Source organism: Actinokineospora sp. NPDC004072 (assembly GCF_053604195.1).
On the sequence record NZ_JBSGHB010000003.1, the window covers coordinates 422,866 to 447,442 of the forward strand.

Consider the following 24,577-nt stretch of genomic DNA (forward strand, 5'->3'; position numbering starts at 1 on the left):
CGGGAGGAGACGCGGTGGCCAGCCCGACGCCGCTACGCAGGCAGCCCGTCCAGCAGCGCAGCGCCCAGCGCGTGCAGCGCATGCTCGACGCATGCGCAGAGCTGATCGATGAACTGGGGTACGACGGGGTCACCACCACGCTGATCGCCGAGCGCGCGGGCGTGGCCGTCGGCTCGCTGTACCAGTTCTTCCCCGACAAGCGGGCCGTGGTGCAGGCGCTGACCCAGCGCAACCTCGCGCACTTCATGGCCGAGGTCGCCCGCCGCTTCGACCAGACCCCCGTCGCCCACTGGTCGCTGGGCGCGGACATCATCTTCGACCTCTACGTCCAGATGTACCGGGAGATCCCGGGATTCCGGCGCATCCGCTTCGGCGACGTGGTCGACCTGCGGCTCATCGACGCCGAGCGGGACAACAACACCGTCATCGCCGACGACATCGCCGAGTTCCTCGCCGAGCGGTTCGACGTGCCGATCGCCGACATCCGGCTGCCGGTCGCGGTGGCGCACGAGATCGCCGACAGCATCCTGAACCTGGCCTTCCGCCGCAGCCTCTTCCCCGAGGAGACGGTGATCTCCGAGGCGAAGATGGTGGTGCGCGCCTACCTGTCGGGGCAGCTGGAGTCCTGGCGGGACTAGCCGAACGCCTTGCCCTCGCCGCGGTAGGTGGGCACGGCGGTGAGGTCGTCGCCGTCGAGCAGGTGGTACTCGGCGAAGCGCTCGGCTGGCTCGCCCGCCTTGGCGTGGCGCAGCCACACCCGGTCGCCGACGGCCAGCGCGTCCGCGGCCGGGCCGACCAGCGGGGTCTGCACCTCGCCCGCGCCCTCCACCGCGGTCAGCCGCAGCCCGGCGGGCAGGGCGGGGCGAGGCAGGCGGGCCTGGTCGGCGGGGCCGGAGGCCAGGAACCCGCCGGAGAACACCGTGGCGACGCCGCGGCCGGGGCGGCGCACGACCGGGACGGCGTAGAGCAGCGCCGGGTGCGGCGCGAACGACCGGTATTCGTCGAAAAGCGCCGGTCCGATGAGGCCAGACCCCGCGGCGATCTCGGTGACCGAGGGGTCGTCCCTGGTCAGCTCGACGCTGCCGGTGCCGCCGCCGTTGACGAACTCCAGCCGCGCCACCGATTCCACCGCGCGCACGGCCGCGGCCCGGCGCTGGACCAGTTCGGCCCCGGAGCGCCGCTGCACCCAGCGCAGGAGCGCGCCGCGCGCCCGGCTCGCCGGGTTGTCGCCCAGACCGGCGATCTGCCCTTCGTAGGCCATCATCCCGACGAGCGAGAAGCCCGGCCGCCGGGTGATCTCCGCGGCCAGCGCCCGCGCGGCGGCGGGGGTGAACACCGGGGAGCGCCGGGCGCCGAGGTGCACCCAGGGCCTGCCGAACAGCGGGCGCCAGGAGACGTCGAACTCCAGGCACACGCGGAGGGGCGGATGGCCCGGCCCGAGGACCGCGGAGAGGAAGTCCAGGTGCGCCGCGGAATCCACCACCACGCTGATCCGCTCGCGCGCCCGCGCGTCGGCGGCGAGCGCCCGCAGCTCGGCCCGGTCGGTGGTGGGGTAGGCGACGAGGATGTCGGTGTCGGCGAACTCGGTGCCCGCCCAGACCGCGGTCAGCCAGCGGGCTTCGGCCAGGGAGTAGGCCATGACGCCCGCGAACCCGGGCCGCCGCAGGACCCGCTCCAGCAGCGGGCGGCAGCGCACCGACTTGCTCGCCACCCGGATCGGCCGCCCCGCCGCCCGCCGGACGAGGTCGCCCGCGTTGCGGTCGAACGCCGCGAGGTCGACCACGGCGAACGGGGGATCGAGGTGCGCGGTGGCCGCGTCGAGCCTGCACTGGTCCACAGGGCCACCGTAGACAGGAATCCTTGTAATGTGAAGTCGATTCACATACTCTCCGCCCATGACCAGGGCCTGGCGGAACTGGGCGGGCACCGAGCGCGCGGTGGCCGCGGAGGTGCGCGCACCGCGCTCGGTGGCGGAGATCTCGGCGGCGGTCGCCGCGGCGCGCCGCGCCGGGCTCACCGTGCGGGCCCGCGGCAGCGGCCACTCGTTCACCGCCGTCGGCGCGGCCCACGGCATCGCGCTCGACCTCGCGGGCTGGACCGGGATCGCCGCGGCCGACCTCGGCACCGGCCTGGTCACCGTCCGCGCGGGCACCACGCTGGCCAGCCTCAACGCCGAGCTGGACCGGCTCGGCCTGGCCATGACCAACCTCGGCGACATCGACGCCCAGACCATCGCGGGCGCGATCTCGACCGGCACGCACGGCACCGGGGCCCGCTTCGGCGGCCTGGCCACCCAGATCGCGGCCCTGGACCTGGTGCTGGCCGACGGCTCGGCGGTCACCTGCTCGCCCGACGAGCGGCCGGAGCTGTTCGCCGCGGCCCGGATCGGCCTCGGCGCGCTCGGCGTGATCACCGCGGTGACCCTGCGCACCGAGCCCGCGTTCGTCCTGTCCGCCGTCGAGCGCCCGGAACCGCTCGACGACGTGCTCGACGGCCTCGACGAGCACTGCTCGGCCAACGACCACTTCGAGTTCTACTGGTTCCCCTACGGCTCGAAGGCGCTGACCAAGCGCAACAACCGGCTCCCCGCGGGCAGCGAACCCCGGCCGCTGGGCCGGGTGCGCCGGTTCGTCGAGTACGAGGTGATGGAGAACGCCGCGTTCGGCGCGCTCTGCCGGATCGGCCGGGCCGCGCCCCGGCTCGTCCGCCCGCTCAACCGCCTCTCCGCGTCCGCATTGTCTGAACGGTCCTATCAGGACGTTTCGCACCGGGTGTTCGTCACCTCCCGCAAGGTCCGGTTCGTGGAGACGGAGTACGCCATCCCGCGCGCGGCGCTGCCGGAGGTGCTGGCGGAGTTGCGCCGGGCGGTCGGCAAGCTCGCCGACCCGGTGATGTTCCCGGTGGAGGTCCGGGTCGCCGCGGCGGACGACGTGTGGCTTTCCACAGCGTACGGCCGGGATTCGGCCTACCTGGCGGCGCACCAGTTCGTCGGCATGCCCTACCGGAAGTACTTCGCGGTGTTCGAGTCGATCGCGCAGGCGGCGGGCGGGCGGCCGCACTGGGGGAAGATGCACGGCATGGCCGCCGCGGAGCTGGCCGAGCGCTACCCGCGGTTCGTCGACTTCCGCCGGGTGCGGTCCGAAGTGGACCCCGATGGCCTGTTCCGCAATCCCTACACCGACCGGGTGTTGGGCCCCATCGCCGACTGAACGGCCTCGGCGACCGCGGTGTCGCCGCCGACCACTTCCAGGGTCGTGCCCGCGCTGGCGGGTTCGTCCAGCAGCGCCAGGATGACGGCGGCGACGTCCGCGCGGGTGACCGGGCCGGGCGGCACGGACGGGGCCAGGGCGACGCGGCCGGTGGGCGGGTCGTCGGTGAGCCTGCCGGGGCGCAGGATCGTCCAGTCGAAGTCGCGGGCGCGCAGGTCGTCCTCGGCGGCGGCCTTGGCGCGCAGGTAGGCGCCGAACACCGGGTCGACGTCGGTGCGGTCCAAGCCCATCGCGCTGATCTGGAGGAAGCGGACGACCCCGGCGATGCGGGCGGCGTCGGCGACCAGGACGGCGGCGCCGCGGTCGACGGTCTCCTTGCGGGCGGCCCCGCTGCCCGGTCCGGCCCCGGCGGCGAAGACCACCGCGTCGGCGCCGGTGAGCGCGGCGGCGACCTGCTCGGCGCCCGCCTGCTCCAGGTCGATGACGACGGCGTCGCCGCCGAGGTCGCGGATGTCGCCGACGTGCTCGGGGTTGCGGACGATGCCCACGACGTCGTCCCCGCGTCCCGCGGCGAGCGCGGTCAGCAGCCGGGCGATCTTGCCGTGGCCACCGGCGATGGCGATGCGCATGCCCGCCAACCTACGCCTCAGGCGGGGGTGGCCGCCGTTTCGAGGATCTGCTCGTAGGCCAGCTCGCACACCCAGCGGTAGAGGGCGTCGGCTTCGGGGAAGGCCCGGTCGGTGCGGCCGGGCAGGTCGACCTGCACCGCGCCGCAGGCGTCGCCGTCGGGCTCGGCGGCGAGCACGGCGACGCCGTAGGCACGGGCCCTGGGCAGGCAGTTGGCCAGGTAGTCGTGGGAGAGGACGGCGGTGGTGGGCAGCACGACGGCGGCGTCGCCGTAGCGCAGGAACGGCACGGCGTTGGCCAGGCCGGTGCGCCAGTGCCGGGCGACGGCGATCGCGCCGACGATGCGCACGGCGGGCTCGGGCACCCGGCCCGCCAGCTCGGGCCAGGCCCAGGTGGCCACCGCGGTGCGGTCGGTGACCGGCTGCTGGCCCAGGCAGATCCGCTCGGCGTGCACGTCGGGCAGCAGCTCGGCCACCAGGCAGACGCGCCTGCCCAGCAGGGTGGTCTCGGCCAGCACGGTCCCGGCCCAGCCCAGCGCCGCCGCGGCGCCGTCGGCGAGCTCGGCCACCGTGCCGGGCAGCTCCACCGGCGGGGCCAGCTGCGCGGGCAGCGCGTTGAGGTGCTCGCTGACCGCCGTGCGCCCTGGGGTGCCGCTCACGAAATCCGCCCTTCATCTGCCACCCGTCGCAGACCGGGAGCCGGTCGGGCAGGGGGGTCGACTGGTACCTCACTGGAGTACCAGCCGGGGCGGGGTGATTCAGAGACCGCGACGCGGGTGCTGCGACCGGCGGCGGAAAGCGGGCGATAACCGGTCGATGAGCGACATCCGGACTTCACCCCGACTGTGCGACCAACCGGGTGACCCACCACCCACCTGCACCAATACCAAAACTGAGCGTGTCCCCCACCTAACCCACCGCCACCCCGCAGAACCCAAACCCCCCGCATTCGCCCCAATACTGCCAGTCACCCACCGCCCCCGAAAAGATCACAACCCCCACCAACCCCCGCAACATTTTCGCCCCCCGAACCACCCCCTCCCGCCCGCGCGAGGGTTGCGCGCTTGAGTGGGTCGGTGCGGTTGGCTTCACGCTGGTTCAGCACCAACCGCACCGTGGGGGTCTGGGGGCTCGGCCCCCAGATACGACGAAGACCGACCCGGGTTCACGCTCTCCGTGAACACAGATCGGCCATCGGTCGTGGGCGAGGGGGGAGTTGAACCCCCACGTCCTTTCGGACACACGGACCTGAACCGTGCGCGTCTGCCATTCCGCCACTCGCCCGAGTGGTGTCCTTGGCGGGACGTGCAGAACTCTAGCACGGGGTCGAAGGTGGGTTGCACACACCCGTGTCGAGGGTCGCCTACCCGGATACGATCGGGTCAGGAACCCGTGTCGGAAGGAGGTGCCATGAACATCGGTCAGCGGTTGAACCGCAGGTTGGAGGATGTCGTCGGCAACACCTTCGCGCGCGTGTTCGGTGGCAACGTCGTGCCGCAGGAGCTGGCGCAGGCGCTGCAGCGCGAGGGCGAGGCCAACATCCGCGAGCTCGCTGGCGGACGGCTGCTGGCCCCGAACCACTACGTGGTGGTGCTCGGCCCTGACGACCACCGGAACTTCTCCGGTGACGAGGGTCGGATGACGACGCTGCTGGCGGACTGCGTGGCCGAGCATCTCGCCGAGAACGGGTGGGAAACCTACGGCGAGGTCGTAGTCTCCCTGGAGCGCTCCGACGGGCTGCACACCGGACAGTTCCGAACCCGCTCTACCGTCGACCCCGACGTGCAGCGTCAGTCCGAGGGAGCGCCAGCTTCGGATGGACGACGGCAGGCATCCCCCCGCAACGCAGGAGACCGATCCATGAGCCAGCCTCCCGGCTACGGCCACCAGCCCGAGGGTGATCCCTACGGCCAGCAGAACCAGCAGTACGGGTACGGGCAGCAAGGCCAGTACGGCAACGATCAGTACGGCCAGCAGGGCTACGGCCAGCAAGGCGGCGGTTACGACCAGGGTTACGGCCAGCAAGGCGGCTACGACCAGGGTTACGGCCAGCAGGGCTACGGCCAGCAGGGCTACGACCAGGGCTACGGCCAGCAAGGCGGCGGCTACGACCAGGGGTATGGCCAGCAGGGCTACGGCCAGCAGGGCTATGACCAGGGTTACGGCCAGCAGGGCTACGGGCAGCAGGGCGGGTACGACCAGGGCTACGCGCAGCAGGGCTACGGCCAGCAGGGCGGGTACGACCAGGGTTACGGCCAGCCCGGCTACGGCCAGCCCGGGTACGCCCCGCCCGCGGTGCAGACCGGGCCCCGCCAGCTCACGGCGTCGCTGCAGCTCGACGACGGGTCGAACCGCAACTACAGCCTGAAGCAGGGCGGCAACGTGGTCGGCCGCGGCCAGGACGCCGACTTCCGGCTGCCGGACACCGGCGTGTCGCGCCGCCATCTGGAGATCACCTGGGATGGTCAGAGCGCCACGCTCGCCGACCTGGGCTCCACCAACGGCACCACGGTGAACGGCACCCCGGTGCAGACGTGGCAGCTGGCCGACGGCGACGTCGTCCGGATCGGCCACTCGTCGCTGGTGTTCCGGACCCAGGGCTGATCCGCGTCGGGTCCGGGCGCAACGCCGCGGGCCGGTCGCACGTCTTTCCGACCGGCGGGGCCTCCCCGGCCCCGGTGGTCGCCAAGCCATGTCCACCTCAATGCGGGAGCGGTCGCGACAAGTGCCGGAGTTGGTGATGCAGCTGACCAGAGCGGGCTTCTTGGCCTTGCTCTGGCTGTTCGTGCTGGCCGCGCTGCGGGTGGTTCGCTCGGACATCTACGCGGCCTCGGGGCTGCGCGTGGCGATGCCGGGGTTCCGCAAGTCGGGCCAGAAGACGCGGGGCAAGGCGCCTCGGCAGCTGGTCGTGACGCACGGCGCGCTCGCGGGCACCAGGATCTCCCTGGACGGGCGCCCGATCATGATCGGGCGCGCCGACGATTCGACGCTGGTGCTCGACGACGACTACGCCTCCACCCGCCACGCCCGGCTGTCGATGCGCGGGACGGACTGGTACGTGGAAGACCTGGGCTCCACTAACGGGACGTATCTGGACCGGGCTAAGGTCACCGCACCCCTTCGGGTTCCCCTCGGGTCCCCGATCCGTATTGGCAAGACGGTGATCGAGCTGCGCTCATGACGCTTGTGCTTCGCTACGCGGCCCGCAGCGACCGGGGCCTGGTCCGTTCCAACAACCAGGACTCCGTGTACGCGGGTCCACGCCTGCTCTCCCTGGCCGACGGCATGGGCGGCCACGTCGCGGGCGAGGTGGCCAGCAAGGTCGTCATAGCCGCGCTGGCCCCGCTCGACGACGACGAGCCGGGCGAGGACCTGCTCGGCCAGCTGCGCGAGGCGGTGCTCGCGGGCAACAGCGCCATCGCCGAGCTGGTGGCGGGCGACCCCGATCTGGACGGCATGGGCACGACCCTGTCGGCGATCCTGTTCGCGGGGACCAGGATCGGCCTCGTCCACGTCGGCGATTCGCGCGTCTACCTGCGGCGCAACGGCCAGTTCAGCCAGATCACCCACGACGACACGTTCGTGCAGTCGCTGATCGACGAGGGGCGGATCACCGAGGAGGAGGCCGCCACCCACCCGCAGCGCTCGCTGCTGCTCAAGGCGCTGACGGGCCACGAGGTGGAGCCGAGCCTGACGATCCGCGAGGCGCGGGCGGGCGACCGGTACCTGCTGTGCTCCGACGGCCTGTCCGGGCCGGTGAGCCACGAGACGCTGGCCGAGGCCATCCAGATCCCGGATCCGCAGGAGTGCGCCGACCGGCTCATCGAGCTGGCCCTCAAGAGCGGCGGTCCGGACAACGTCACCGTGATCGTGGCCGACGTGCTCGACGTCGACTACGGCGACAACGACCCGATCGTGGGCGGCGCGGCGGGCAACGGCCAGGACGCGACCCCGCCGCCGGACTCGGCGGCCTCGCGGGCCAGCGCGCTGAACCCGCCCCGGCCGCAGGAGCCGCGGCGCGACCCGCTGGCCCCGCCGCCGCCAGACCCGCGGCTCAAGCGCCGCAAGCGCGTGCGCGCCGTGGTGATCTCCGTCATCGTGCTGCTCCTGCTGGTCGCGGGCGCGATCGCGGCGCGGCTGTGGGTGAACAACCAGTACTTCGTCGGCGAGGGCGGCGACGGCGAGGTCGCGGTCTTCCAGGGGGTGCGCGGCAGCGTGCTCGGCCTGTCGCTGAACAGCCAGCTGGAGGGCTCGTGCGGCGCGGAGCCGCAGTGCGACCGGCTGTTCGTCGACGACCTGGAGCAGTTCGGCAAGGACGAGGTGCGCAACGGCACCAACTCCTTCGACAGCGTGACTGCCGCGCGCGGGTTCCTCAGCGAGCTGCGGCACAAGTTCTGGCTGCCCACCTGCGCCGACTTCACCGCCCAGCAGACCCCGGAGCAGCCTGCCACCGGCCCAGCGGGCGGGTCGGCCCAGCCGACCGGGCAGGCCGCCCCCACGACCACCGCGACCTCGGCGGCCGCGCCGCCCACGACAACGGCGCCGGTCACCACCGCGCAGTCCACCGTCGAGCGGACCCCGCAACCGGGTGTGAACTGCCGCGAACCCCGGGACGGCGGCGGCTGATGGCGTCACCGGTCCAGGGCAAGGCGGGTCCGGCGACCGGGCAGGGCGCGGACCAGGACAAGGCGCCGACCCGGCGCGGCACCGAGCTGGTGCTGCTCGGGTTCGCCGCCTTCATCGTGTCCGCGGCGTTGATGCTGGTCGAGGCCAACCAGGAGCAGCAGCTCACCTTCCGCATCGTCTGGTACGGGCTGGCCTACCTGGCCCTCTTCGGGGTCGCGCACGCCGCGGTGCGGCGCTGGGCGCCCTACGCCGACCCGCTGATCCTGCCGTGCGTGGCCGTGCTCAACGGCCTGGGCCTGGTGATGATCTACCGGATCGACCTGGCGCTGGCCGAGCGGGCGCTGCAGGCGGGCCGGGAGTTCAACAACGACGTGCCCAAGCAGATCGCCTGGACCGCCCTGGCCCTGGTGCTCTTCCTGGTGGTGCTGCGCACGGTCCGCGACCACCGGACGCTGACCAAGTACAGCTACATGGTCGGCGCGGGCGGGCTGTTCCTGCTGGCGCTGCCCGCGGTGCTGCCCAGCGCGATCGCCCCGCCGATCAACGGCGCCAAGATCTGGCTGCGGGTCGGCTCGCTGTCGATCCAGCCCGGCGAGTTCGCCAAGATCCTGCTGCTGATCTTCTTCGCGGGCTTCCTGGTCTCCAAGCGCGACCTGTTCATGGCCGCGGGCCGCCGGGTGCTCGGCGTCGACCTGCCGCGCGCCCGCGACCTGGGCCCGATCCTGTTCGCCTGGGGCGTCTCGGTGGGCGTCCTGGTGTTCCAGAAGGACCTGGGCACCTCGCTGCTGTTCTTCGGCACGATCCTGGTGATGCTCTACGTCGCCACCGAGCGCGCCGTGTGGGTGGTGACCGGCCTGAGCCTGTTCGTGGCCGGCTGCATCATCGCCTACCAGCTGTTCAGCCACGTCCAGCAGCGCGTGGCCAACTGGCTGGACCCGCTGTCGACCTACGACCAGGAGGGCGGCGGCTTCCAGATCGCCCAGGCGCTGTTCGGCCAGGGCACCGGCGGCATGGGCGGCACCGGCCTGGGCGCGGGCCGCCCGGACCTGGTCCCGCTGGCCAACTCCGACTTCATCATCGCCGCCATCGCCGAGGAGCTGGGCTTCATCGGCCTGGCCGCGCTGCTGATGGTCTACACGCTGCTGGCCATGCGCGGCATGCGCAGCGCGCTGGCCGTGCGCGACTCCTTCGGCAAGCTGCTCGGCGGCGGCCTGTCCTTCCTGCTGGTCATGCAGGTGTTCGTGGTCGTCGGCGGGGTCACCAAGCTGATCCCGATGACCGGTCTGACCTCGCCGTTCCTGTCCCTGGGCGGCTCGTCGCTGCTGGCCAACTACGTCTTGGTCGCGCTGCTGCTGCGCATCTCCGACGCGGCCCGGCGGCCGCAGACCCCGGCCCCGCGCAAGCCGGTGCCGCAGACCCCGATCGCCGAGGCGGGCACGGTCCTGGTGGAGCGTCCGAAATGAACACCCCGCTGCGCCGCGTGGGCATGGCCATGCTCGCGATGATCGTGCTGCTGCTGGCCAACTCGACCTACATCCAGGTGATCAAGGCCGACGACTACCGGGAGGACCCGCGCAACCGGCGCGTCCTGCTGGAGGAGTACGCCCGCGAGCGCGGCAAGATCCTGGTGCTCAACGCCGAGGGCCAGTGGGTGGCGCTGGCCACCTCGCTGCCCACCGACAACCGCTACCGGTTCCTGCGCCAGTACCCCAACGGCCCGATGTACGCCCACGTCACCGGCCACTACTCGATCAACTACGGCACCGCGGCGATGGAGCGCTACCAGGACGAGATCCTCAACGGCTCCGACGACCGGCTGTTCGTGCGTCGGCTCTCCGACCTGATCACCGGCCGCGACCCGCGCGGCGGCAACATCGTGACCACCATCAACCCGGCGGCGCAGAAGGCGGCCTACGAGGCGATGGGGGCCAACGAGTTCGCCGGGTCCGTGGTGGCGCTCAACCCCAAGACCGGGCAGATCCTGGCGCTGGTCAGCACCCCGTCCTACGACCCGAACCCGCTGGCCGCGCACTCGCGCGACACGCAGGTGGAGGCGTGGGACTCCTACCAGACCAAGAGCAAGCCCATGCTCAACCGGGCGACCAGCGAGACCTACGCGCCCGGCTCCACGTTCAAGCTCGTCGTCGCCGCCGCGGCGCTGGAAGACGGCATGAGCAAGGACGACCAGGTCACCGCCACCGACAAGATCCAGGTCGGCGGGTCGGAGCTGCGCAACTACAACCGCGGCTTCTGCGCGGGCAGCACCACCACGGTGACGATGGAGACCGCGCTCGCGCACTCGTGCAACACCGCCTTCGCCCAGCTCGCCCACGACCTCGGCGAGGACAAGCTGGTCGAGCAGGCCGCCGCGTTCGGCATCGGCGGCGCCGACCTGGCCGTGCCGATGCCGGTCGTGCAGTCCTGCCTCGGGCCCCGGGTCGAGGGCGGCTGCATGTCCGTCGCCGACACCAACGCGCTCTACCAGAGCGGCATCGGCCAGCGCGACGTGCGGCTGACCCCGCTGCAGAACGCGATGATCGCCGCGGCCATCGCCAACGGCGGCGAGGTCATGCAGCCGCAGCTGGTCCAGCAGGTGCTCGCCCCGGACCTGCAGGAGATCGACAACTTCGACGAGGAGAGCCTCGGCTCGGCGATGTCGGGGTCCACCGCCGAGCAGCTCACCCAGATGATGATCGCCTCCGAGGCGCGCACCGGGGGCGGCGGCAAGATCAACGGCCTGACCATCGCGTCCAAGACCGGCACCGCGGAGACCGGCAACGACCCGAAGAACACCCCGCCGTTCGCCTGGTACGTCGCCTTCGCCCCGGCCGAGGACCCGCAGATCGCCGTCGCGGTCGTGGTGGAGAGCAAGGACGTGGCCGCCACCGGCGGCAAGCTGTCCGCCCAGATCGGCCGGGCCACGATCAACGCCGCCCTCGGGAGGCGCTGACGTGCTCACCTCGGGACAGCTGTTGGCCGACCGCTACCGGCTCAGCCGCCGGATCGCGGTCGGCGGCATGGGCGAGGTGTGGGAGGCCGCCGACACCCGGCTCGACCGCGCCGTCGCGGTGAAGGTGCTCAAGCCGGAGCTGTGCGGCGACGCGGAGTTCCTGCACCGCTTCCGCACCGAGGCGCGCACCACCGCATCGCTGAACCACCCGGGCATCGCCGCGGTGCACGACTACGGCGAGACCGCGGCCGTGGTCGACGGGCCCAAGGACACCGCCTACCTGGTGATGGAGCTGGTCGAGGGCGAGCCGCTGGCCGCCATCGTCGCCCGCGAGGGCCGGATGAACGCCGACCGGGTGCTCGACATCCTGGAGCAGGCCGGGTTCGCGCTGCAGGCCGCCCACGAGCGCGGGTACGTCCACCGCGACGTCAAGCCGGGCAACATCCTGATCACCCCGTCCGGGGTGGTGAAGCTGACCGACTTCGGCATCGCCAAGGCCGCCGACGCCGCCCCGGTGACCCGCTCGGGCATGGTCATGGGCACCGCCCACTACATCGCCCCCGAGCAGGCGCTGGGCCACGAGGCCGAGCCCGCCAGCGACGTGTACTCCCTGGCCGTGGTCGGGTACGAGTGCCTGGTCGGCCACCGCCCGTTCCTGTCGGAGAACGCGGTGACGGTGGCGATGATGCACATCCGCGACGCGCCGCCGCCGCTGCCGCCGGACGTCCCGCCCGGGGCGCGGGCGGTCATCGAGGCCACCCTGGTGAAGGACCCGCGCCGCCGCTACGGCAGCGGCGGGGAGTTCGCCGCCGCGGTGGCCGCCGTGCGCGCGGGCCGCCCGCTGCCCGCGCCGTCGGGGTACGCCCTGGCCAGGGCCGGGCACACGCACCCGGGCATGCTGCCGGTGGGCACCGGGCCCTTCGCCCCGCCGCCGCCACCGCCCCCGCCGCCGGTGCAGCGCGGGCGGACCGGGCTGTGGGTGACGATCGTGGTGCTGGCCGTCGCGCTGATCGTGGCGCTGGCCGTCGGCCTGCCCGCCGTCCTCGGCGGCGACGACGGCGGCTCGCCCGGGATGACCTCGCCGAGCCGGGAGGCCGCGCCGACCACCGCGGCCGAGGACGGCGGTGGCCCGACCGAGGACACCGAGCCCGGCGGGCCGCCCGGCATGGCCGAGCCGACGCCGGTGGCCATCCTGCCCGTGGCGTTCCTGGGGCAGAGCGCGCTGACCGCGACCGAGGAGCTGACCCGGCTCGGCGTCGAGGTCGAGGTGCGCACCGAGGACGGGATCCCGCCGCGCAACCGCGCCACCTGCCTGGTGGTGGGGGCCAAGCCCGAAGGCGCGGTCTATCGCGGCGATACGGTCACAATCGTCTGCAGGCCCCAAGGTGGGTCGCGGTGATCGCCGATGGAAAGCCAGGAAATGGACATGACTAGGAGCGGGACGACGCACCAATGACCACACCGCGTTTGCTCTCCAACCGCTACGAGATCGGCGAGACGCTCGGCTACGGCGGCATGTCCGAGGTCCACCGGGGCCGCGACGTCCGGCTCGGGCGGGAGGTCGCGGTCAAGGTGCTGCGCGCCGACCTGGCCCGGGACCCGCAGTTCCAGGAGCGGTTCCGCCGCGAGGCGCAGAACGCCGCCGCGCTCAACCACCCGGCCATCGTCGCCGTCTACGACACCGGCGAGACGCTCACCGAGCAGGGCCCGCTGCCCTACATCGTGATGGAGTACGTCGACGGCCGGACGCTGCGCGACATCGTCAAGACCGAGGGGCCGCTGTCCGGGCAGCGGGCGATGGAGATCATGGCGGACGTCTGCGCCGCCCTGGACTTCAGCCACCGGCACGGCATCGTGCACCGCGACGTCAAGCCCGCCAACATCATGATCAACCGCTCCGGCGCGGTGAAGGTCATGGACTTCGGCATCGCCCGCGCGGTGGCCGACGGGCAGGCGGCGGTCACCCAGACCGCCGCGGTGATCGGCACCGCCCAGTACCTCTCGCCCGAGCAGGCGCGCGGCGAGGCCGTCGACGCCCGCTCCGACGTCTACGCCACCGGCTGCGTGCTCTTCGAGCTGCTCACCGGCGAGCCGCCGTTCACCGGAGACTCCCCCGTCGCGGTGGCCTACCAGCACGTGCGCGAGGACCCGCGGCCGCCGTCGCAGCTCAACCCCAGGGTGAGCCCGCAGCTGGACGCGATCGTGCTCAAGGCGATGTCCAAGGGCGCGGCCAACCGCTACCAGTCGGCCGCGGAGATGCGCACCGACATCGTCCGCGTGCTGTCCGGGCAGCGCCCGGCCGCGCCGATGGTGATGACCGAGGACGACCGCACCGCCGTGCTCGGCGCAGGCCGCCCGGTCCCGGCCTCCGGCGGCGGCAGGCACCGGCCCGAGGCGCTGGTCGACGACTACGACGACTACTACGACGACGAGGAGGAGCGCCGCCGCAAGCAGCGCAAGACCTGGGCGGTCATCCTCTCGGCGCTGCTCGTCGCCGCCCTGGTCGGCCTGCTGTTCTGGCTGCTCAACCGCGACGACGACCCGGCGGCGCCGCAGACGGTCCAGGTGCCCGACGTGGTGGGCCAGCTGGAGGCCGACGCCCGCAGGCAGCTCGACGCCGCGGGCCTGACGGCCGAGCGCGTCGAGGTCAGGTGCGAGCCGACCGCAGACGGCCAGCCCGGCGAGTGCGGCTCCGACGACATCGGCAAGGTCATCGGGACCAACCCGGCGGCCAACACCTCGCTCAACCGCGGCGACAAGGTGCAGTACCGCGTCGGCGTCAAGCCCGGCAAGGTCGGCGTGCCCGACGTGGTCGGCAAGACGCAGGAGGAGGCGACGACCGCCCTGCAGGAGGCCAAGCTGCAGGTGTCCCCCACCATCGGTGAGGAGGAGGTCGACGACGACAGCCAGGTCGGCAAGGTCATCAAGACCAACCCGGCCGCGGGCCAGCAGGTCGACGTCGGCAGCTCGGTGAGCCTGACCATCGGCAAGGCCAAGCAGAAGGTCTCGGTGCCCAACGTCATCGGCCAGGACTACGAGACCGCGGCGCGCAACCTGCGCGAGGCGGGCCTGGAGCCGCAGCGCCGGGAGGTCTCCTCCGACCAGCCCGCGGGCACGGTCGTCAACCAGGCGCCCAAGAGCGGCGAGGTCGCCCCCGGCTTCACCGTCGTGCTCGACGTCTCCAACGGCGACCAGGTCGAGCAGCCGCTGGACATGCCCGACCTGAGCGGCATGACCGTCGAGGAGGCGGAGCGGGAGCTGCGCAAGGGCGGGTGGACCGGCCGGTTCAACATCAACCAGGTCCGGGACACCTGCGAGGAGGAGGAGATCGGCAAGATCTTCCGGCAGAGCCCCGACCCGGGCGAGGAGATCGACAAGAAGCGCACGATCCAGGTGTTCGTGCACCAGGAGCAGCAGTTCGGCTGCCTGCCCGGCAGCAGCAGCAACGGCAACTAGGCGGTGCTCGGTGGCCCCCCGTCCGCGCGGACGGGGGGCCGCTGCCGTCCTAGGCCAGGGCCGCGGTGAGCGCGCGCATCTGCCGCTCCAGCTCGGCGACCCGGTGCTCGGGGACCGGGAAGCCCGCGGCGGCCATCCAGTTGGCCAGCATGCGGTGGCCGCAGTCGGTCAGCACCGACTCCGGGTGGAACTGCACCCCCTCCACCGGCAGGGTCCGGTGCCGCATGGCCATCACGATGCCCGAGGCGGTGCGGCCGGTGACCTCGAACTCGCCGTCCGGGATCGTCTCCGGGAGCACGGTGAGCGAGTGGTAGCGGGTGGCGGTGAACGGGCTGGGCAGCCCGGCCAGCACGCCGCCGCCGCTGTGCTCGACCTGGCTGGTCTTGCCGTGCAGCAGCTCGGGCGCGCGGTCGACGGTGGCGCCCCACGCCACGCCGATGGCCTGGTGGCCGAGGCAGACGCCGAGGAGGGGCAGCGACCGCTCGGCGCAGCGGCGCACGGTCTCGATGCTGCGGCCCGCGCGCTCCGGCGTGCTCGGCCCGGGGCTGATGAGCACCCCGTCGAACCCGTCGAGCGCGTCCGGCGCGGCCAGCTCGGGCGCGTCGTTGCGCCAGACCGTGCAGTCGGCGCCGAGCTGGGCCAGGTACTGGACCAGGTTGTAGACGAAGCTGTCGTAGTTGTCGACCACCAGGACGCGCATGTCGTCAACCTACCGGCCACCTGCCGCTGACAGCATCCGTCACCATGCCGATGGGAGAGCTGCGCCGGGAGCTGGGCCTCGCCGACGCCACCGCGATCGGGCTCGGATCGATGCTGGGCGCGGGCGTGTTCGCGGTGTTCGCCCCCGCCGCGGCCGCCGCGGGCGGGTGGCTGCTGCTGGCGCTCGCGCTGGCCGGGTTCGTGGCCTACTGCAACGCCAGCGCCTCAGCCCGGCTGGCCGCGGTCTACCCCGCCTCCGGCGGCACCTACCACTACGGCCGCGAGGTGCTGGGTCCGTGGTGGGGGTTCACCGCGGGCTGGGGGTTCGTGGTCGGCAAGACGGCCAGCTGCGCGGCGATGGCCATGACCTTCGCCGCCTACGCCGCCCCCGGCCTGGAGCGGCCCGCCGCGGTCGGCGCCGTGGTGGTGCTGACCGCGGTGACCTGCTTCGGCGTCACCCGCACGGCCGCGCTGACGAAGGTGCTGCTGGTGGTCGTGCTTGCGGTGCTGCTGGCCGCCGTCGCGGTGGCGGTCCCGGCCATGCGCGCCGTCGAGTGGGCGCCTGCGGGGCCGCTGGGCGTGCTCCAGGCCGCTGGCCTGCTGTTCTTCGCCTTCGCCGGGTACGCCCGGATCGCCACGCTGGGCGAGGAGGTCCGCGACCCGGCCCGCACCATCCCGCGCGCGGTCATCGCCGCGCTGGCCGCCGCCGTGCTGATCTACCTGGCGGTCGGCGCGGCCCTGCTGCTGGTGCTCGGCCCGCACCGGCTGGCCGGGTCCGCCGCGCCGCTGGTCGACCTGGTCGGCGCGGCCGGGCTGCCCGGCTGGGCGGGCGCGGTGCGGGTGGGCGCGGCGGCGGCGTGCCTGGGCGCGCTGCTCGGGCTGATCGCGGGCATCGGGCGCACCGCGCTGGCGATGGCCCGCGAGCGGGACCTGCCCGCCGGGCTGGCCGCCGTCCACGGCTCGGTGCCGCGGGTGGCGCAGGTCGCGGTCGGCGCGGTGGTGTGCGTCCTGGTGCTGGTCGCCGACCTGCGCGGGGTGGTCGGGTTCTCGTCGTTCGGCGTGCTCGTCTACTACGCGGTCGCCAACGCCTGCGCCTACCGCAAGTGGCGCGGGCCGCTGCCCGCCGCCGGCTTCGCCTGCTGCCTGGTGCTGGTGGCCACCCTGCCGCCGTGGTCGGCGCTGGCGGGGGCCGCCGTGCTCGCCGCCGGGCTGCTCGGGCGGCGGGTCATTCGGTCGTGACCTGGTTGAACGGCAGCTTGGGCTCGATCCACGGGAACACCACGAACATCAGCAGCGCCACCACGCCCGCGACCAGCAGGGCCGCGGTCAGCACCCGGACGGCGAGCGGGCCGGGCAGGTGCCGCCAGATCCAGCCGTACATCAGACGGTCTCCTTCAGCTCCGGTGGCAGCGCGCCGGGGTTGTTCGGGTCCTTCGCCCACTGCTTGACCAGCACCGCGTGCACGATGAGCCGCTCGCGGTCGGAGAAGCGCGGGTGGCAGGTGGTGAGCGTCATCAGGGTGACCTGCTCGCCGACGCTGGCCTCCGCGCCCGGCCGCCCAGGCACCGCGGCGACGACCTCGCCCTGGCCCGGGTTGACGATGCGCTGGCCGACCACCTGGTCGTAGGGCGCACCCAGCGGGGCGACGCCCGCGCAGCGCGGCTCCGCGGCGCGCGTGGCCGCCCAGTCAGCCACCTCGTCGGCCTTGGGCAGCACCCGGTAGACGAACCAGTTGTAGCGGGTCTCCACGACGATGGCGTCGCAGGAGTTGAGCAGGTCGATGTCGTTGAACGGCGCGCCCTTGCCCACCCGGTGCCCGGCGACGGCGAAGTTGCCCGGCTCGCCCGGGTAGGCGGTGTCCGGGTAGTGGCCCGGCCCGATCTCCAGCGTCTTCTCGGTGATGCCCTCCAGCACCGTGAAGGCGTAGTCCGCGCCGAAGGCGGGGATGAACATCTTCGCGAAGCCCGCGCCCTCGTCCAGGGCGTCGAACCGCTCGACCCGCTCGGGGTCGACCGGGTCGCCCCAGCGCTGGTCGAGCGCCGTCGTGGCCTCCCGCTGCTTGGCCGCGGAGAAGATGTCGGTGACGTACACCTCGTAGACCACGAACAGGAGGATGACCAGGCCGAGTGTGATGAACACCTCACCGACCCCGCGCACGGCCGAACGCGCGCGGCTCTGCGGCGGGGTGGGCGCGACCGTGCTCATCCCGATGTCCTCCGCGGATTGTTGGCGACTGGTGATCCGGCCACCTGCTCCGTTACGTTAACGTGTTGCATCGGCGCGAGTTGCGCCCATGCCGCGCGCACCCGAAGTTCCCAGCCAGGCGAGGACAGCATGCCGAAGTCGAAGGTCCGCAAGAAGGCCGCCTACACCCCACCGGCCGACCGCCGGACAGCGGTGAAGGTCAAGCCCGCTGGACCGTCCCACCCGCTCTACATCACGATCATGCTGGGCATCATGGTGCTCGGCCTGGCGTGGCTGGTCGTGAACTACATCGCCGGGGAAACCATCCCGTTCATGGCCGACCTGGGCAACTGGAACTTCGCCATCGGGTTCGCGCTGATGATCGCGGGCCTGCTGATGACGATGCGCTGGCGGTAGGCCGCTATCCACAATCCGTCGCCCCCTTCACCCATTCGGGGTCTCCAGGACTGCACCAATGCGCCCACAGGGACTAAACCACACGGATGTAACTCATCCCCAATGTGGATAACTGCTGTGGACAGCCGTGGCTGAACCGGGGCGGTCGTGGGCTCCCGACCCCGCTGCGGTGGGGGTCGGCTGGGCGCTGTGCGCGGCCGCCGTCGCCGCCGCGCTCTTGGTCGACGACACCCGGGGCAGCGTGCTGCTGGTGGTCGCCGCGGCGCTGCTCGGGCTGCTGGCCCTCTTCGGCACGGTGGCGCGCCCCCGGCTGGCCGCCGACCACGACGGGGTGACCGTGCGCGGGCTGGTCGGGCGCAAGCGCTGGCGGTGGGCCGAGGTCAACGTCCGGCTGGTGCGCACCCGCAGGCTCGGGCGCGTGTCAACCGCCGTCGAGCTCGACGCCGACAACGCCGAGCCGCCCGGCCTGGTCCTGCTCGGCCGCCTCGACCTCGGCGCCGACCCGGAGGACGTCGCCGAGGCGCTCGTGCGGCTGCGCACCTAGCGGGTGATGAAGCAGACCATGCCGGTCGGGTCGGTGCAGAACACCAGCTCGGCCAGCTGGGCCTGGCGCAGCAGGAACAGCCCCAGGAGCACCGCGAAGACCAGGACGCACGCCCCGACGTGCAGCGCGAGCCGGTTGGCAGGCGGGGCGTAGACGAAGGCGACCGCCAGCGCGGCGCCCACCACGAGCCCGCCGACGTGCCCGAGCAGGGACACGTTCGGGATCGCCCACCAGGTGATCAGCGTCAGCACGAAGACGTAGCCGATCAGCTGCGTCGCCTGCCGCCGCTTGAGCCGCACCATCACCACGATCAGCGCGCCGAGCACGCCGTAGACCGCCCCGGACGCGCCCGCGAGCTGCCCGCCGATGTCGCCGAAGACGTACTCGGCCATGCTGCCGCCGAGCAGCGACAGCAGGTACAGGGCCAGGAACCGGCCCTTGCCCAGCACCGTCTCCAGGTCCCGCAGGAACCACAGCGACATCATGTTGACCAGCACGTGGATCGGCCCGAAGTGCAGGAAGCCCGCGGTGAGCAGCCGCCACGGCTGGCCGTCGGTGATCGAGGGGTCGAAGCCGACGAGCGCGCGGAAGAACGGCGAGTCGCCGTTGTCGACCACGCTCCTGGCCAGCACGGCCGTCAGCAGGAAGATGCCGACGTTGACCGCGATGATGGCCGGGACCAGCACCGGCTTGCCGTCCACCCGGGCGCCTGCCACCGTGGCCGCCTGCCGGGTGGTGCGGCGGCCCGCGTCCACGCAGTCCACGCACTGGTAGCCGACCGACGCCTCCACGAGGCACTCCGGGCAGGCGGGCCTGCCGCAGCGCGTGCAGGACAGGCCGGTCGGCCGGTCGCGGTGGCGGGCGCAGACGGGCAGGCCCGCCTGCGCCCCGTGCGGGGTCCCCACGAGGCTAGGCGCGCTCGATGGTGATGCTGTTGATCACGACGTCCTCGACGGGCTTGTCGCCGGGGCCGGTCGTGACCGCCCCGATCGCGTCGATGACCTCGCGCGAGGCCTGGTCGGCCGCCTCGCCGAAGATCGTGTGCTTGAAGTTCAGCCACGTCGTGGGGGCCACGGTGAGGAAGAACTGCGAGCCGTTGGTGTTGGCGCCCGCGTTGGCCATCGCCAGCAGGTAGGGCCGGTTGAACTGCAGCTCGGGGTGGAACTCGTCGGCGAACTTGTAGCCGGGGCCGCCCCGGCCGGTCCCGGTCGGGTCGCCGCCCTGGACCATGAAGCCGGAGATCACCCGGTGGAAGATGGACCCGTCGTAGAACGGGCCGGACGTGCCGCCCTTGGCGTTGCGGTCCTTGTACTCCTTGGTGCCCTCGGCCAGGCCGACGAAGTTGGCCACGGTCTTGGGGGCGTGGTCGGGGAAGAGGTTGACCTTGATGTCGCCCAGCGAGGTGTGCAGGGTCGCGGTCACCTTGGTCCCGACGAGCGATTCGTTGCTGTCTGCCACCGCCCCATCGTGCCATCTTCAGCGGGATCGGTCGGTTAGGGGCAGGATTGGACACGTCACTTATCCGTTACCGACCCTTCTTGACAATGAGGTGAAGCGATGACCCGGGCCGGAGAGACGGTGGGCAAGGCCGTCGGCACCGGCTGGCGCGCGGTGCGCCAGGGTGCCGCCCAGGCCCGCGCCGCGGGCGCCGAGGCGGCGCAGGCCGCAGAGCACCGGCTGGCCGCCAGGGGCCTGGCCCCGCAGCAGGTGGCCGAGGCGATCGCCGAGAGCGCCCAGGTCGCCCGCGAGGAGCTGCAGGAGTCCGGGCGGCGGGCCCGCAAGCGCCTGGCCAAGACGGCGGCGCGCACCCGCAAGGACCTGGCCAAGGCGGCCAAGCAGGCCCGCAAGGACGCCGGGAAGAGCCGGGCGGTGCGCAGCGCGGCCACCGCGGTCAAGCCGCTGCGGGCCCAGGCCAAGCAGCTGCGGAAGGACCTCAAGCCGCAGGTGGAGGCCTACCGCAAGGAGCTGCGCGAGCAGGTCGCCGCGGCGCGGGCGGCGGCCAAGCAGGCGGCCAAGGACAACCGCGGGCCGCGGCGCTGGCCGTGGCTGGTGGCCGCCGCCGTGCTGGCAGCGGGCGCGGTCGCGGTGCTGCGCGGGCGCACGGCGGAGGAGGAGCCGACCAGCCCGGTCGTGCCCACCCCGATGCCCGAGCAGAGCTCAGCCGAGCGCAACGGGCAGGCCAAGCCCGAGGTGCGCATCACGGCGGAGAAACAGAACTGACATGGCCGCGATCGGGCCGCGCCTCCCACCGGGGGCGCGGCCCGATCGCTTATGCGTCGAGATTCTCAATCACCGCTTCGGCAATGCGCCGAGCTTTGATGGTCTGCTGCTGGTTGGTGCTGACGACCACCGCCGTGCCGCCCTTGGCGACGGCGTAGACCGCCCCCTCGTCACCCGCCAGCGAGCCGCCTTCCCAGCCGCTGGGCGCGTTCGCCGGGTTGGACGTGGCCACCGGGGCCGCCTCGTCGACGACGGCCGTGGCCACCGCGGCGTCCCCGGTGTAGATCCGCACGCTGAGCTGCAGGCTCCCGTCCGGGCGGTAGAAGAAGCAGCTGGGCGGGTCGCCGTCGGAGGTCTTCACCTCCCCCACCCGCTGGCCGTTGGCGTCGGCCACGGCCTCGGTCTCCAGGTACGGGCACGGCCCGGCAGCGGAGGGCTCCGGCGCGGCCGGGGCCGCGACGTCGGAGGTCGGCTGCTCGGTCGTGGTCGGCGGCGTGGTCGTGGGCGCGGGGTCCGGCTCGGGGCTCGCCGTGCAGGCGGCGGCGAGGACCAGCGGGAGCACCAGGAGGACTCGGTTCATGGCGAGCAGCAGTCAACCAGACCCGAGGGAGTGTGATCCACGCCACTCATTGAACCGGATGATCACGGTAGGCATTACTCCAAGTGTGGCCAACGCCACCAGATAGTGAGCACCCTGCAGATTGACCGGAGAGGGCAATCGAACAATGGAACTGATCGAGCGAACGAAACCGCATGTGTTGGAACTGTTCCGCGTCGTCGTCGCGCTGCTGTTCACCTTCCACGGCACCGCGACCCTGTTCAGCTTCATGGGCAGCCCGCGCTCGGGCGCTGCCCCGGAGATCGGGCAGTGGCCCACCTGGTGGGCGGCGGTGATCCAGCTCGTGGCAGGCGCGCTCGTGCTCGCCGGGCTGACCACCCGGATCGCGGCGCTGCTGTGCTCGGGGTCGATGGCCTACGCCTACTTCGTAGTCCACCAGCCGCAGGACCTGTCCCCCCTGACCAACGGCGGCGAGCTTCCCGCGCTGTTCTGCTGGTCGTTCCTCCTCATCGCGGTCATCGGCCCCGGCCGCTGGTCGCTGGACGCCGCCCTCGCCAAGATCCGCACGTCCCATGCGGAGAAGGCGAAGGCCGACGGCTTCCTCATCCCCGCGTGATCCCCGCGTGATCCTCACGTGAACCGGGGCGGCCTGCGCGGGGACCGGCGCAGGCCGCCGGTGGTTCCACGTGGAACTAGCCCAGCGCCCGGTCGAGGAAGTCGGCCACGACCCGGCGGTTCCAGTCGACCAGGCCGTGCGGGTCGCCGCGCAACAGCGACTCGGCGTCGGTGAACGAGGCGTGCGTGGCGCGGGGCGCGGTGAGCGCGCTGTGCGAGCCGCCGGAGTGGGCCATCAGCGCCCGCCAGGACGGCGTGGGCGGCCCGGAGCCGACGAGCAGGAACGGCCGGTCCAGCCCCTCCCTGGCGACCTCGACTAGATCGGTGCCGTCGTCATCGGCGGCGTAGGAGAGCTGCCCGTCGAAGTTGACGGCGGCCGCGACGCGCCGGTCCTCGTGCATGGCCTGCAACCCGGCGGCCCCGCCCGCCGAGTGCCCGACCACCGCCACCCGCCGCAGGTCCATCCCGTACCGCGGCGCGATGTGCGCCAGCTGGGTGAGCACGAACCGCAGATCCGCCACCCGGGTGTCGAGCACCGCCTTGATCAGCTCCCGCGACGGCTGGGCGTCGAACAGCACGCTGCGCTCCACCCGCCCGTCGGGGAACTCCACGCCGGATGAGTCGTAGGTGTGGTCGACGGTGACCACGACGCACCCGCGGCTCACCAGGTCGTCCACCAGCCCGGTGTGCCAGGCCCGCGCGTCCCCCAGCCCCGGCGAGTACAGCACGACCGGCCAGCGCCCCTTCCTGGCCGGGACGTCCCGGTAGGCGTCGGTCTTGGTCGCGGCCCAGTCGAACGCCCCCGGCTCGACCCCGTAGTGGTACCGCCCGGCCAGCTCGGCGAACGCCTGCGCGGCCCCGGCCCCGAACTGCGCGACGGCCTCCCCCGCCGCCCAGCGCGCCGGGTACCGGACGTCGACCACCAGCTCCCGGTACGCCTTGCCGCCGAGCGGATCCGCCCGCCCCCGGTCGACGACCCGCAGCGAGCTGACCCCGACGGGCAGCTCCCCCGACGGCGCGGGCAGCCCGGCCGCCACCCCGAGGGCGGCCGCGGTCGACACGATCGCGTTCTGCATACACCCCAACGTAAGCACGCCTGGACGGTGCGGAATCGGGGTTTACCCGGAAGTCCACCCGGGGACCCGCGGCGCCCCCCGGACGGCCGAACCCCGAGCAGCAGAAAGGCCCAGCGAGCGGGCACTCCCGCCGACTGGGCCTCAAGCGCAGGTGGAGACGAGGGGAATCGAACCCCTAACCCCTGCCTTGCAAAGGCAGTGCTCTGCCAATTGAGCTACGTCCCCGGGGACCGGGCACGACCACGGCCGTGCCCGACAAGACTCACTTGGCGGGCGCGGTCGCCTCACGCCAGAGGTTCGCCTCCGCCTTGGCCGCGCTCTTGCGCCGCACGACGAACAGGACCCCACCGACGATGGCGGCCAGCGCGAGAACCTTCTTCACGACCCCTGCCTCCTCAATCACTCTGGACCGCCCCGGAAAGGGCGCTCGCCCCAGTCTAGCCACAGGCCCGGTCACCCGGTCGGGCTATGCCGGGAATGATGAAGGGCGACCCGTGTGCTCGGATCGCCCTCATCCCGGGTGGGCCTAGGAGGACTTGAACCTCCGACCCCTTCGTTATCAGCGAAGTGCTCTAACCGCCTGAGCTATAGGCCCGTGGGAACGAACGAAGGCTACAGCAGCCCCGCGCCCGGCCCCAAACCGGGTGGTCATTCGCGCTCGGCGAGGGTGACCTCCAGCCCGCCCGCCAGGTCGGCGGAGACGTTGTAGACGAACGCGCCGACCGTCGCCAGGGCGCTGAACAGCACGATGTTGATCGCGCCGATGATCGCCGCGATGCCGAACACCCGGCCCGCGCTGATCAGCGGGTCGCCGGTGCCCGCGGTGTTGGCGTTGAGCAGTTCGTCGGAGATGCCGTTGACCTTGTCCCACACGCCCATGCCGTCGAGCACCGCGTAGAGCGCGCCGACGGCCACCAGCCAGACGAAGAACAGGGCCACGCCCAGCACCAGCGACAGCTTCAGCACCGACCACGGGTCGAACCGCTTGATCTGCAGGTTCGCCCGCCGGGGGCCGCGGCCGGGCCTGCGCAGCGCCGAGGGCGGCGCGCTGGTCGTGCCGAGCCCGCCCAGGGCGCTGGTGAAGCCCGCCGCGGGGCGCACGCCGCTGTCGTGCACCTCGTTCGGGGCGGGGGCGCCGCCGAAGAGCCGGGGGGCCGCCGTGCCGCTGACCACCGGGCGCTGCACCGTCACGGTGGCCGCGTCCTGGTTGTCCCCCGCCGTGGGCCAGTGCGGGCTGTCCCCGTTGGCGGGCAGGGCGGTGGTGGCCTCCGCCGCCCCGGCGGCCTGCTCGTCGGCGGTGACGCGCTGCCAGGGCGGCGGGGTGGCCACCTCCGCCTCAGCGCGCTCGGCCTTCTCCGTCTGCCCCTTGGCGATGACCGAGGTGCGCTCTGCGGAG

Annotated in this window: 25 protein-coding genes, 3 tRNA genes and 1 pseudogene; 14 read left to right on the forward strand and 15 right to left on the reverse strand. The window is 72.7% G+C overall.

The genetic code is table 11. The features are described 5' to 3' along the window. The first annotated feature begins 14 nt into the window (after positions 1–14). Entirely contained in the window at positions 15–638 is a 624-nt protein-coding gene (locus ACWEPX_RS06865) for a TetR family transcriptional regulator (protein WP_451896122.1), read from the forward strand. Here ACWEPX_RS06865 and ACWEPX_RS06870 read toward each other — a convergent pair. After that, on the reverse strand, positions 635–1,837 hold the full coding sequence (locus tag ACWEPX_RS06870; protein ID WP_451896123.1) for an alanine racemase: 1,203 nt from the start codon (positions 1,835–1,837) through the stop codon (positions 635–637). The two genes, ACWEPX_RS06865 and ACWEPX_RS06870, sit on opposite strands and share 4 nt — an antisense overlap. A gap of 58 nt (positions 1,838–1,895) precedes the next feature. Here ACWEPX_RS06870 and ACWEPX_RS06875 point away from each other — a divergent pair, with 58 nt between their 5' ends. Next, positions 1,896–3,209, forward strand: coding sequence for a D-arabinono-1,4-lactone oxidase (locus tag ACWEPX_RS06875; RefSeq protein ID WP_451896124.1), 1,314 nt, complete (start codon positions 1,896–1,898; stop codon positions 3,207–3,209). On the opposite strand, the gene ACWEPX_RS06880 is transcribed toward ACWEPX_RS06875, so the two are convergent. From ACWEPX_RS06880 to ACWEPX_RS06890, 3 genes are all read right to left on the reverse strand, one after another. After that, a complete protein-coding gene (locus ACWEPX_RS06880; RefSeq protein ID WP_451896125.1) occupies positions 3,173–3,838 on the reverse strand; it encodes an SDR family oxidoreductase in 666 nt (221 codons plus the stop codon). The genes ACWEPX_RS06875 and ACWEPX_RS06880 overlap by 37 nt on opposite strands. A 17-nt stretch (positions 3,839–3,855) precedes the next feature. Then, the gene (locus tag ACWEPX_RS06885) at positions 3,856–4,494 is read right to left on the reverse strand and encodes a hypothetical protein (protein ID WP_451896126.1); all 639 of its coding nucleotides are present in this window, start codon (positions 4,492–4,494) and stop codon (positions 3,856–3,858) included. 542 nt (positions 4,495–5,036) lie between these two features. Beyond that, positions 5,037–5,119 (reverse strand) — tRNA-Leu (locus tag ACWEPX_RS06890). Between the two features lie 126 nt (positions 5,120–5,245). On the opposite strand from ACWEPX_RS06890, the gene ACWEPX_RS06895 reads away from it, so the two are divergent. From ACWEPX_RS06895 to pknB, 7 genes are all read left to right on the forward strand, one after another. Further along, positions 5,246–6,439 (forward strand): DUF3662 and FHA domain-containing protein, encoded by a 1,194-nt coding sequence (locus tag ACWEPX_RS06895; protein ID WP_451896127.1) that lies wholly within the window; start codon positions 5,246–5,248, stop codon positions 6,437–6,439. Between the two features lie 121 nt (positions 6,440–6,560). After that, entirely contained in the window at positions 6,561–7,016 is a 456-nt protein-coding gene (locus tag ACWEPX_RS06900) for an FHA domain-containing protein FhaB/FipA (protein WP_451896128.1), read from the forward strand. Then, positions 7,013–8,461, forward strand: a complete 1,449-nt coding sequence (locus tag ACWEPX_RS06905) for a PP2C family protein-serine/threonine phosphatase (protein ID WP_451896129.1) — start codon at positions 7,013–7,015, stop codon at positions 8,459–8,461. Before ACWEPX_RS06900 ends, ACWEPX_RS06905 begins: the two co-directional genes overlap by 4 nt. After that, positions 8,461–9,924 carry an FtsW/RodA/SpoVE family cell cycle protein gene (locus ACWEPX_RS06910; protein WP_451896130.1) on the forward strand — a complete coding sequence of 488 codons (1,464 nt, stop codon included), beginning with the start codon at positions 8,461–8,463 and terminating at the stop codon, positions 9,922–9,924. Before ACWEPX_RS06905 ends, ACWEPX_RS06910 begins: the two co-directional genes overlap by 1 nt. Next, positions 9,921–11,411, forward strand: coding sequence for a peptidoglycan D,D-transpeptidase FtsI family protein (locus tag ACWEPX_RS06915; protein WP_451896131.1), 1,491 nt, complete (start codon positions 9,921–9,923; stop codon positions 11,409–11,411). The genes ACWEPX_RS06910 and ACWEPX_RS06915 overlap by 4 nt, the downstream gene beginning before the upstream one ends. A gap of 1 nt (position 11,412) precedes the next feature. Then, the gene (locus tag ACWEPX_RS06920) at positions 11,413–12,810 is read left to right on the forward strand and encodes a protein kinase domain-containing protein (protein ID WP_451896132.1); all 1,398 of its coding nucleotides are present in this window, start codon (positions 11,413–11,415) and stop codon (positions 12,808–12,810) included. A 53-nt stretch (positions 12,811–12,863) separates the two neighbouring features. Then, positions 12,864–14,867 (forward strand): Stk1 family PASTA domain-containing Ser/Thr kinase, encoded by a 2,004-nt coding sequence (gene pknB / locus ACWEPX_RS06925; RefSeq protein ID WP_451896133.1) that lies wholly within the window; start codon positions 12,864–12,866, stop codon positions 14,865–14,867. Positions 14,868–14,916: 49 nt separating this feature from the next. Here pknB and ACWEPX_RS06930 read toward each other — a convergent pair whose 3' ends face one another. Beyond that, a complete protein-coding gene (locus ACWEPX_RS06930; RefSeq protein ID WP_451896134.1) occupies positions 14,917–15,567 on the reverse strand; it encodes an aminodeoxychorismate/anthranilate synthase component II in 651 nt (216 codons plus the stop codon). Between the two features lie 44 nt (positions 15,568–15,611). Between ACWEPX_RS06930 and ACWEPX_RS06935 the strand changes: the two genes are divergently transcribed. Next, positions 15,612–16,805: an APC family permease gene (locus tag ACWEPX_RS06935; RefSeq protein ID WP_451896135.1), complete on the forward strand. Its 1,194-nt coding sequence runs from the start codon at positions 15,612–15,614 to the stop codon at positions 16,803–16,805. Here the strand turns inward: ACWEPX_RS06935 and ACWEPX_RS06940 are convergent. Together ACWEPX_RS06940 and ACWEPX_RS06945 are read right to left on the reverse strand one after the other, a co-directional pair. Beyond that, entirely contained in the window at positions 16,792–16,947 is a 156-nt protein-coding gene (locus tag ACWEPX_RS06940; protein ID WP_451896136.1) for a hypothetical protein, read from the reverse strand. The two genes, ACWEPX_RS06935 and ACWEPX_RS06940, sit on opposite strands and share 14 nt — an antisense overlap. After that, the gene (locus ACWEPX_RS06945) at positions 16,947–17,771 is read right to left on the reverse strand and encodes a class E sortase (RefSeq protein ID WP_451896137.1); all 825 of its coding nucleotides are present in this window, start codon (positions 17,769–17,771) and stop codon (positions 16,947–16,949) included. Before ACWEPX_RS06945 ends, ACWEPX_RS06940 begins: the two co-directional genes overlap by 1 nt. A 129-nt stretch (positions 17,772–17,900) precedes the next feature. Here ACWEPX_RS06945 and crgA point away from each other — a divergent pair, with 129 nt between their 5' ends. Both crgA and ACWEPX_RS06955 read left to right on the forward strand, forming a co-directional pair. After that, positions 17,901–18,167, forward strand: coding sequence for a cell division protein CrgA (gene crgA / locus ACWEPX_RS06950; RefSeq protein WP_451896138.1), 267 nt, complete (start codon positions 17,901–17,903; stop codon positions 18,165–18,167). A gap of 127 nt (positions 18,168–18,294) precedes the next feature. Next, positions 18,295–18,711: a PH domain-containing protein gene (locus ACWEPX_RS06955; protein ID WP_451896139.1), complete on the forward strand. Its 417-nt coding sequence runs from the start codon at positions 18,295–18,297 to the stop codon at positions 18,709–18,711. Here the strand turns inward: ACWEPX_RS06955 and ACWEPX_RS06960 are convergent. Together ACWEPX_RS06960 and ACWEPX_RS06965 are read right to left on the reverse strand one after the other, a co-directional pair. Further along, complete coding sequence (locus tag ACWEPX_RS06960; RefSeq protein ID WP_451896140.1) at positions 18,708–19,616, reverse strand: rhomboid family intramembrane serine protease; 909 nt, start codon at positions 19,614–19,616, stop codon at positions 18,708–18,710. The genes ACWEPX_RS06955 and ACWEPX_RS06960 overlap by 4 nt on opposite strands. 4 nt (positions 19,617–19,620) lie before the next feature. Then, the gene (locus tag ACWEPX_RS06965) at positions 19,621–20,169 is read right to left on the reverse strand and encodes a peptidylprolyl isomerase (protein ID WP_451896141.1); all 549 of its coding nucleotides are present in this window, start codon (positions 20,167–20,169) and stop codon (positions 19,621–19,623) included. 99 nt (positions 20,170–20,268) lie between these two features. Here ACWEPX_RS06965 and ACWEPX_RS06970 point away from each other — a divergent pair, with 99 nt between their 5' ends. Continuing rightward, positions 20,269–20,931 carry a hypothetical protein gene (locus tag ACWEPX_RS06970; protein ID WP_451896142.1) on the forward strand — a complete coding sequence of 221 codons (663 nt, stop codon included), beginning with the start codon at positions 20,269–20,271 and terminating at the stop codon, positions 20,929–20,931. Positions 20,932–20,980: 49 nt separating this feature from the next. Here ACWEPX_RS06970 and ACWEPX_RS06975 read toward each other — a convergent pair whose 3' ends face one another. Then, positions 20,981–21,511 carry a DUF2020 domain-containing protein gene (locus tag ACWEPX_RS06975; RefSeq protein WP_451896143.1) on the reverse strand — a complete coding sequence of 177 codons (531 nt, stop codon included), beginning with the start codon at positions 21,509–21,511 and terminating at the stop codon, positions 20,981–20,983. A gap of 175 nt (positions 21,512–21,686) precedes the next feature. Here ACWEPX_RS06975 and ACWEPX_RS06980 point away from each other — a divergent pair, with 175 nt between their 5' ends. Then, a complete protein-coding gene (locus tag ACWEPX_RS06980) occupies positions 21,687–22,106 on the forward strand; it encodes a DoxX family protein (protein WP_451896144.1) in 420 nt (139 codons plus the stop codon). Between the two features lie 76 nt (positions 22,107–22,182). On the opposite strand, the gene ACWEPX_RS06985 is transcribed toward ACWEPX_RS06980, so the two are convergent. From ACWEPX_RS06985 to ACWEPX_RS07005, 5 genes and pseudogenes are all read right to left on the reverse strand, one after another. Further along, positions 22,183–23,181: an alpha/beta hydrolase family protein gene (locus tag ACWEPX_RS06985; protein WP_451896145.1), complete on the reverse strand. Its 999-nt coding sequence runs from the start codon at positions 23,179–23,181 to the stop codon at positions 22,183–22,185. Between the two features lie 152 nt (positions 23,182–23,333). Then, a tRNA-Ala gene (locus ACWEPX_RS06990) sits at positions 23,334–23,406 on the reverse strand. A 40-nt stretch (positions 23,407–23,446) separates the two neighbouring features. Next, positions 23,447–23,563, reverse strand: a pseudogene (locus ACWEPX_RS06995) (DLW-39 family protein); the annotation flags it as partial. Between the two features lie 139 nt (positions 23,564–23,702). Beyond that, a tRNA-Ile gene (locus ACWEPX_RS07000) sits at positions 23,703–23,776 on the reverse strand. A 53-nt stretch (positions 23,777–23,829) separates the two neighbouring features. Next, entirely contained in the window at positions 23,830–24,555 is a 726-nt protein-coding gene (locus ACWEPX_RS07005) for a DUF3566 domain-containing protein (RefSeq protein ID WP_451896187.1), read from the reverse strand. Positions 24,556–24,577: the final 22 nt, after the last annotated feature.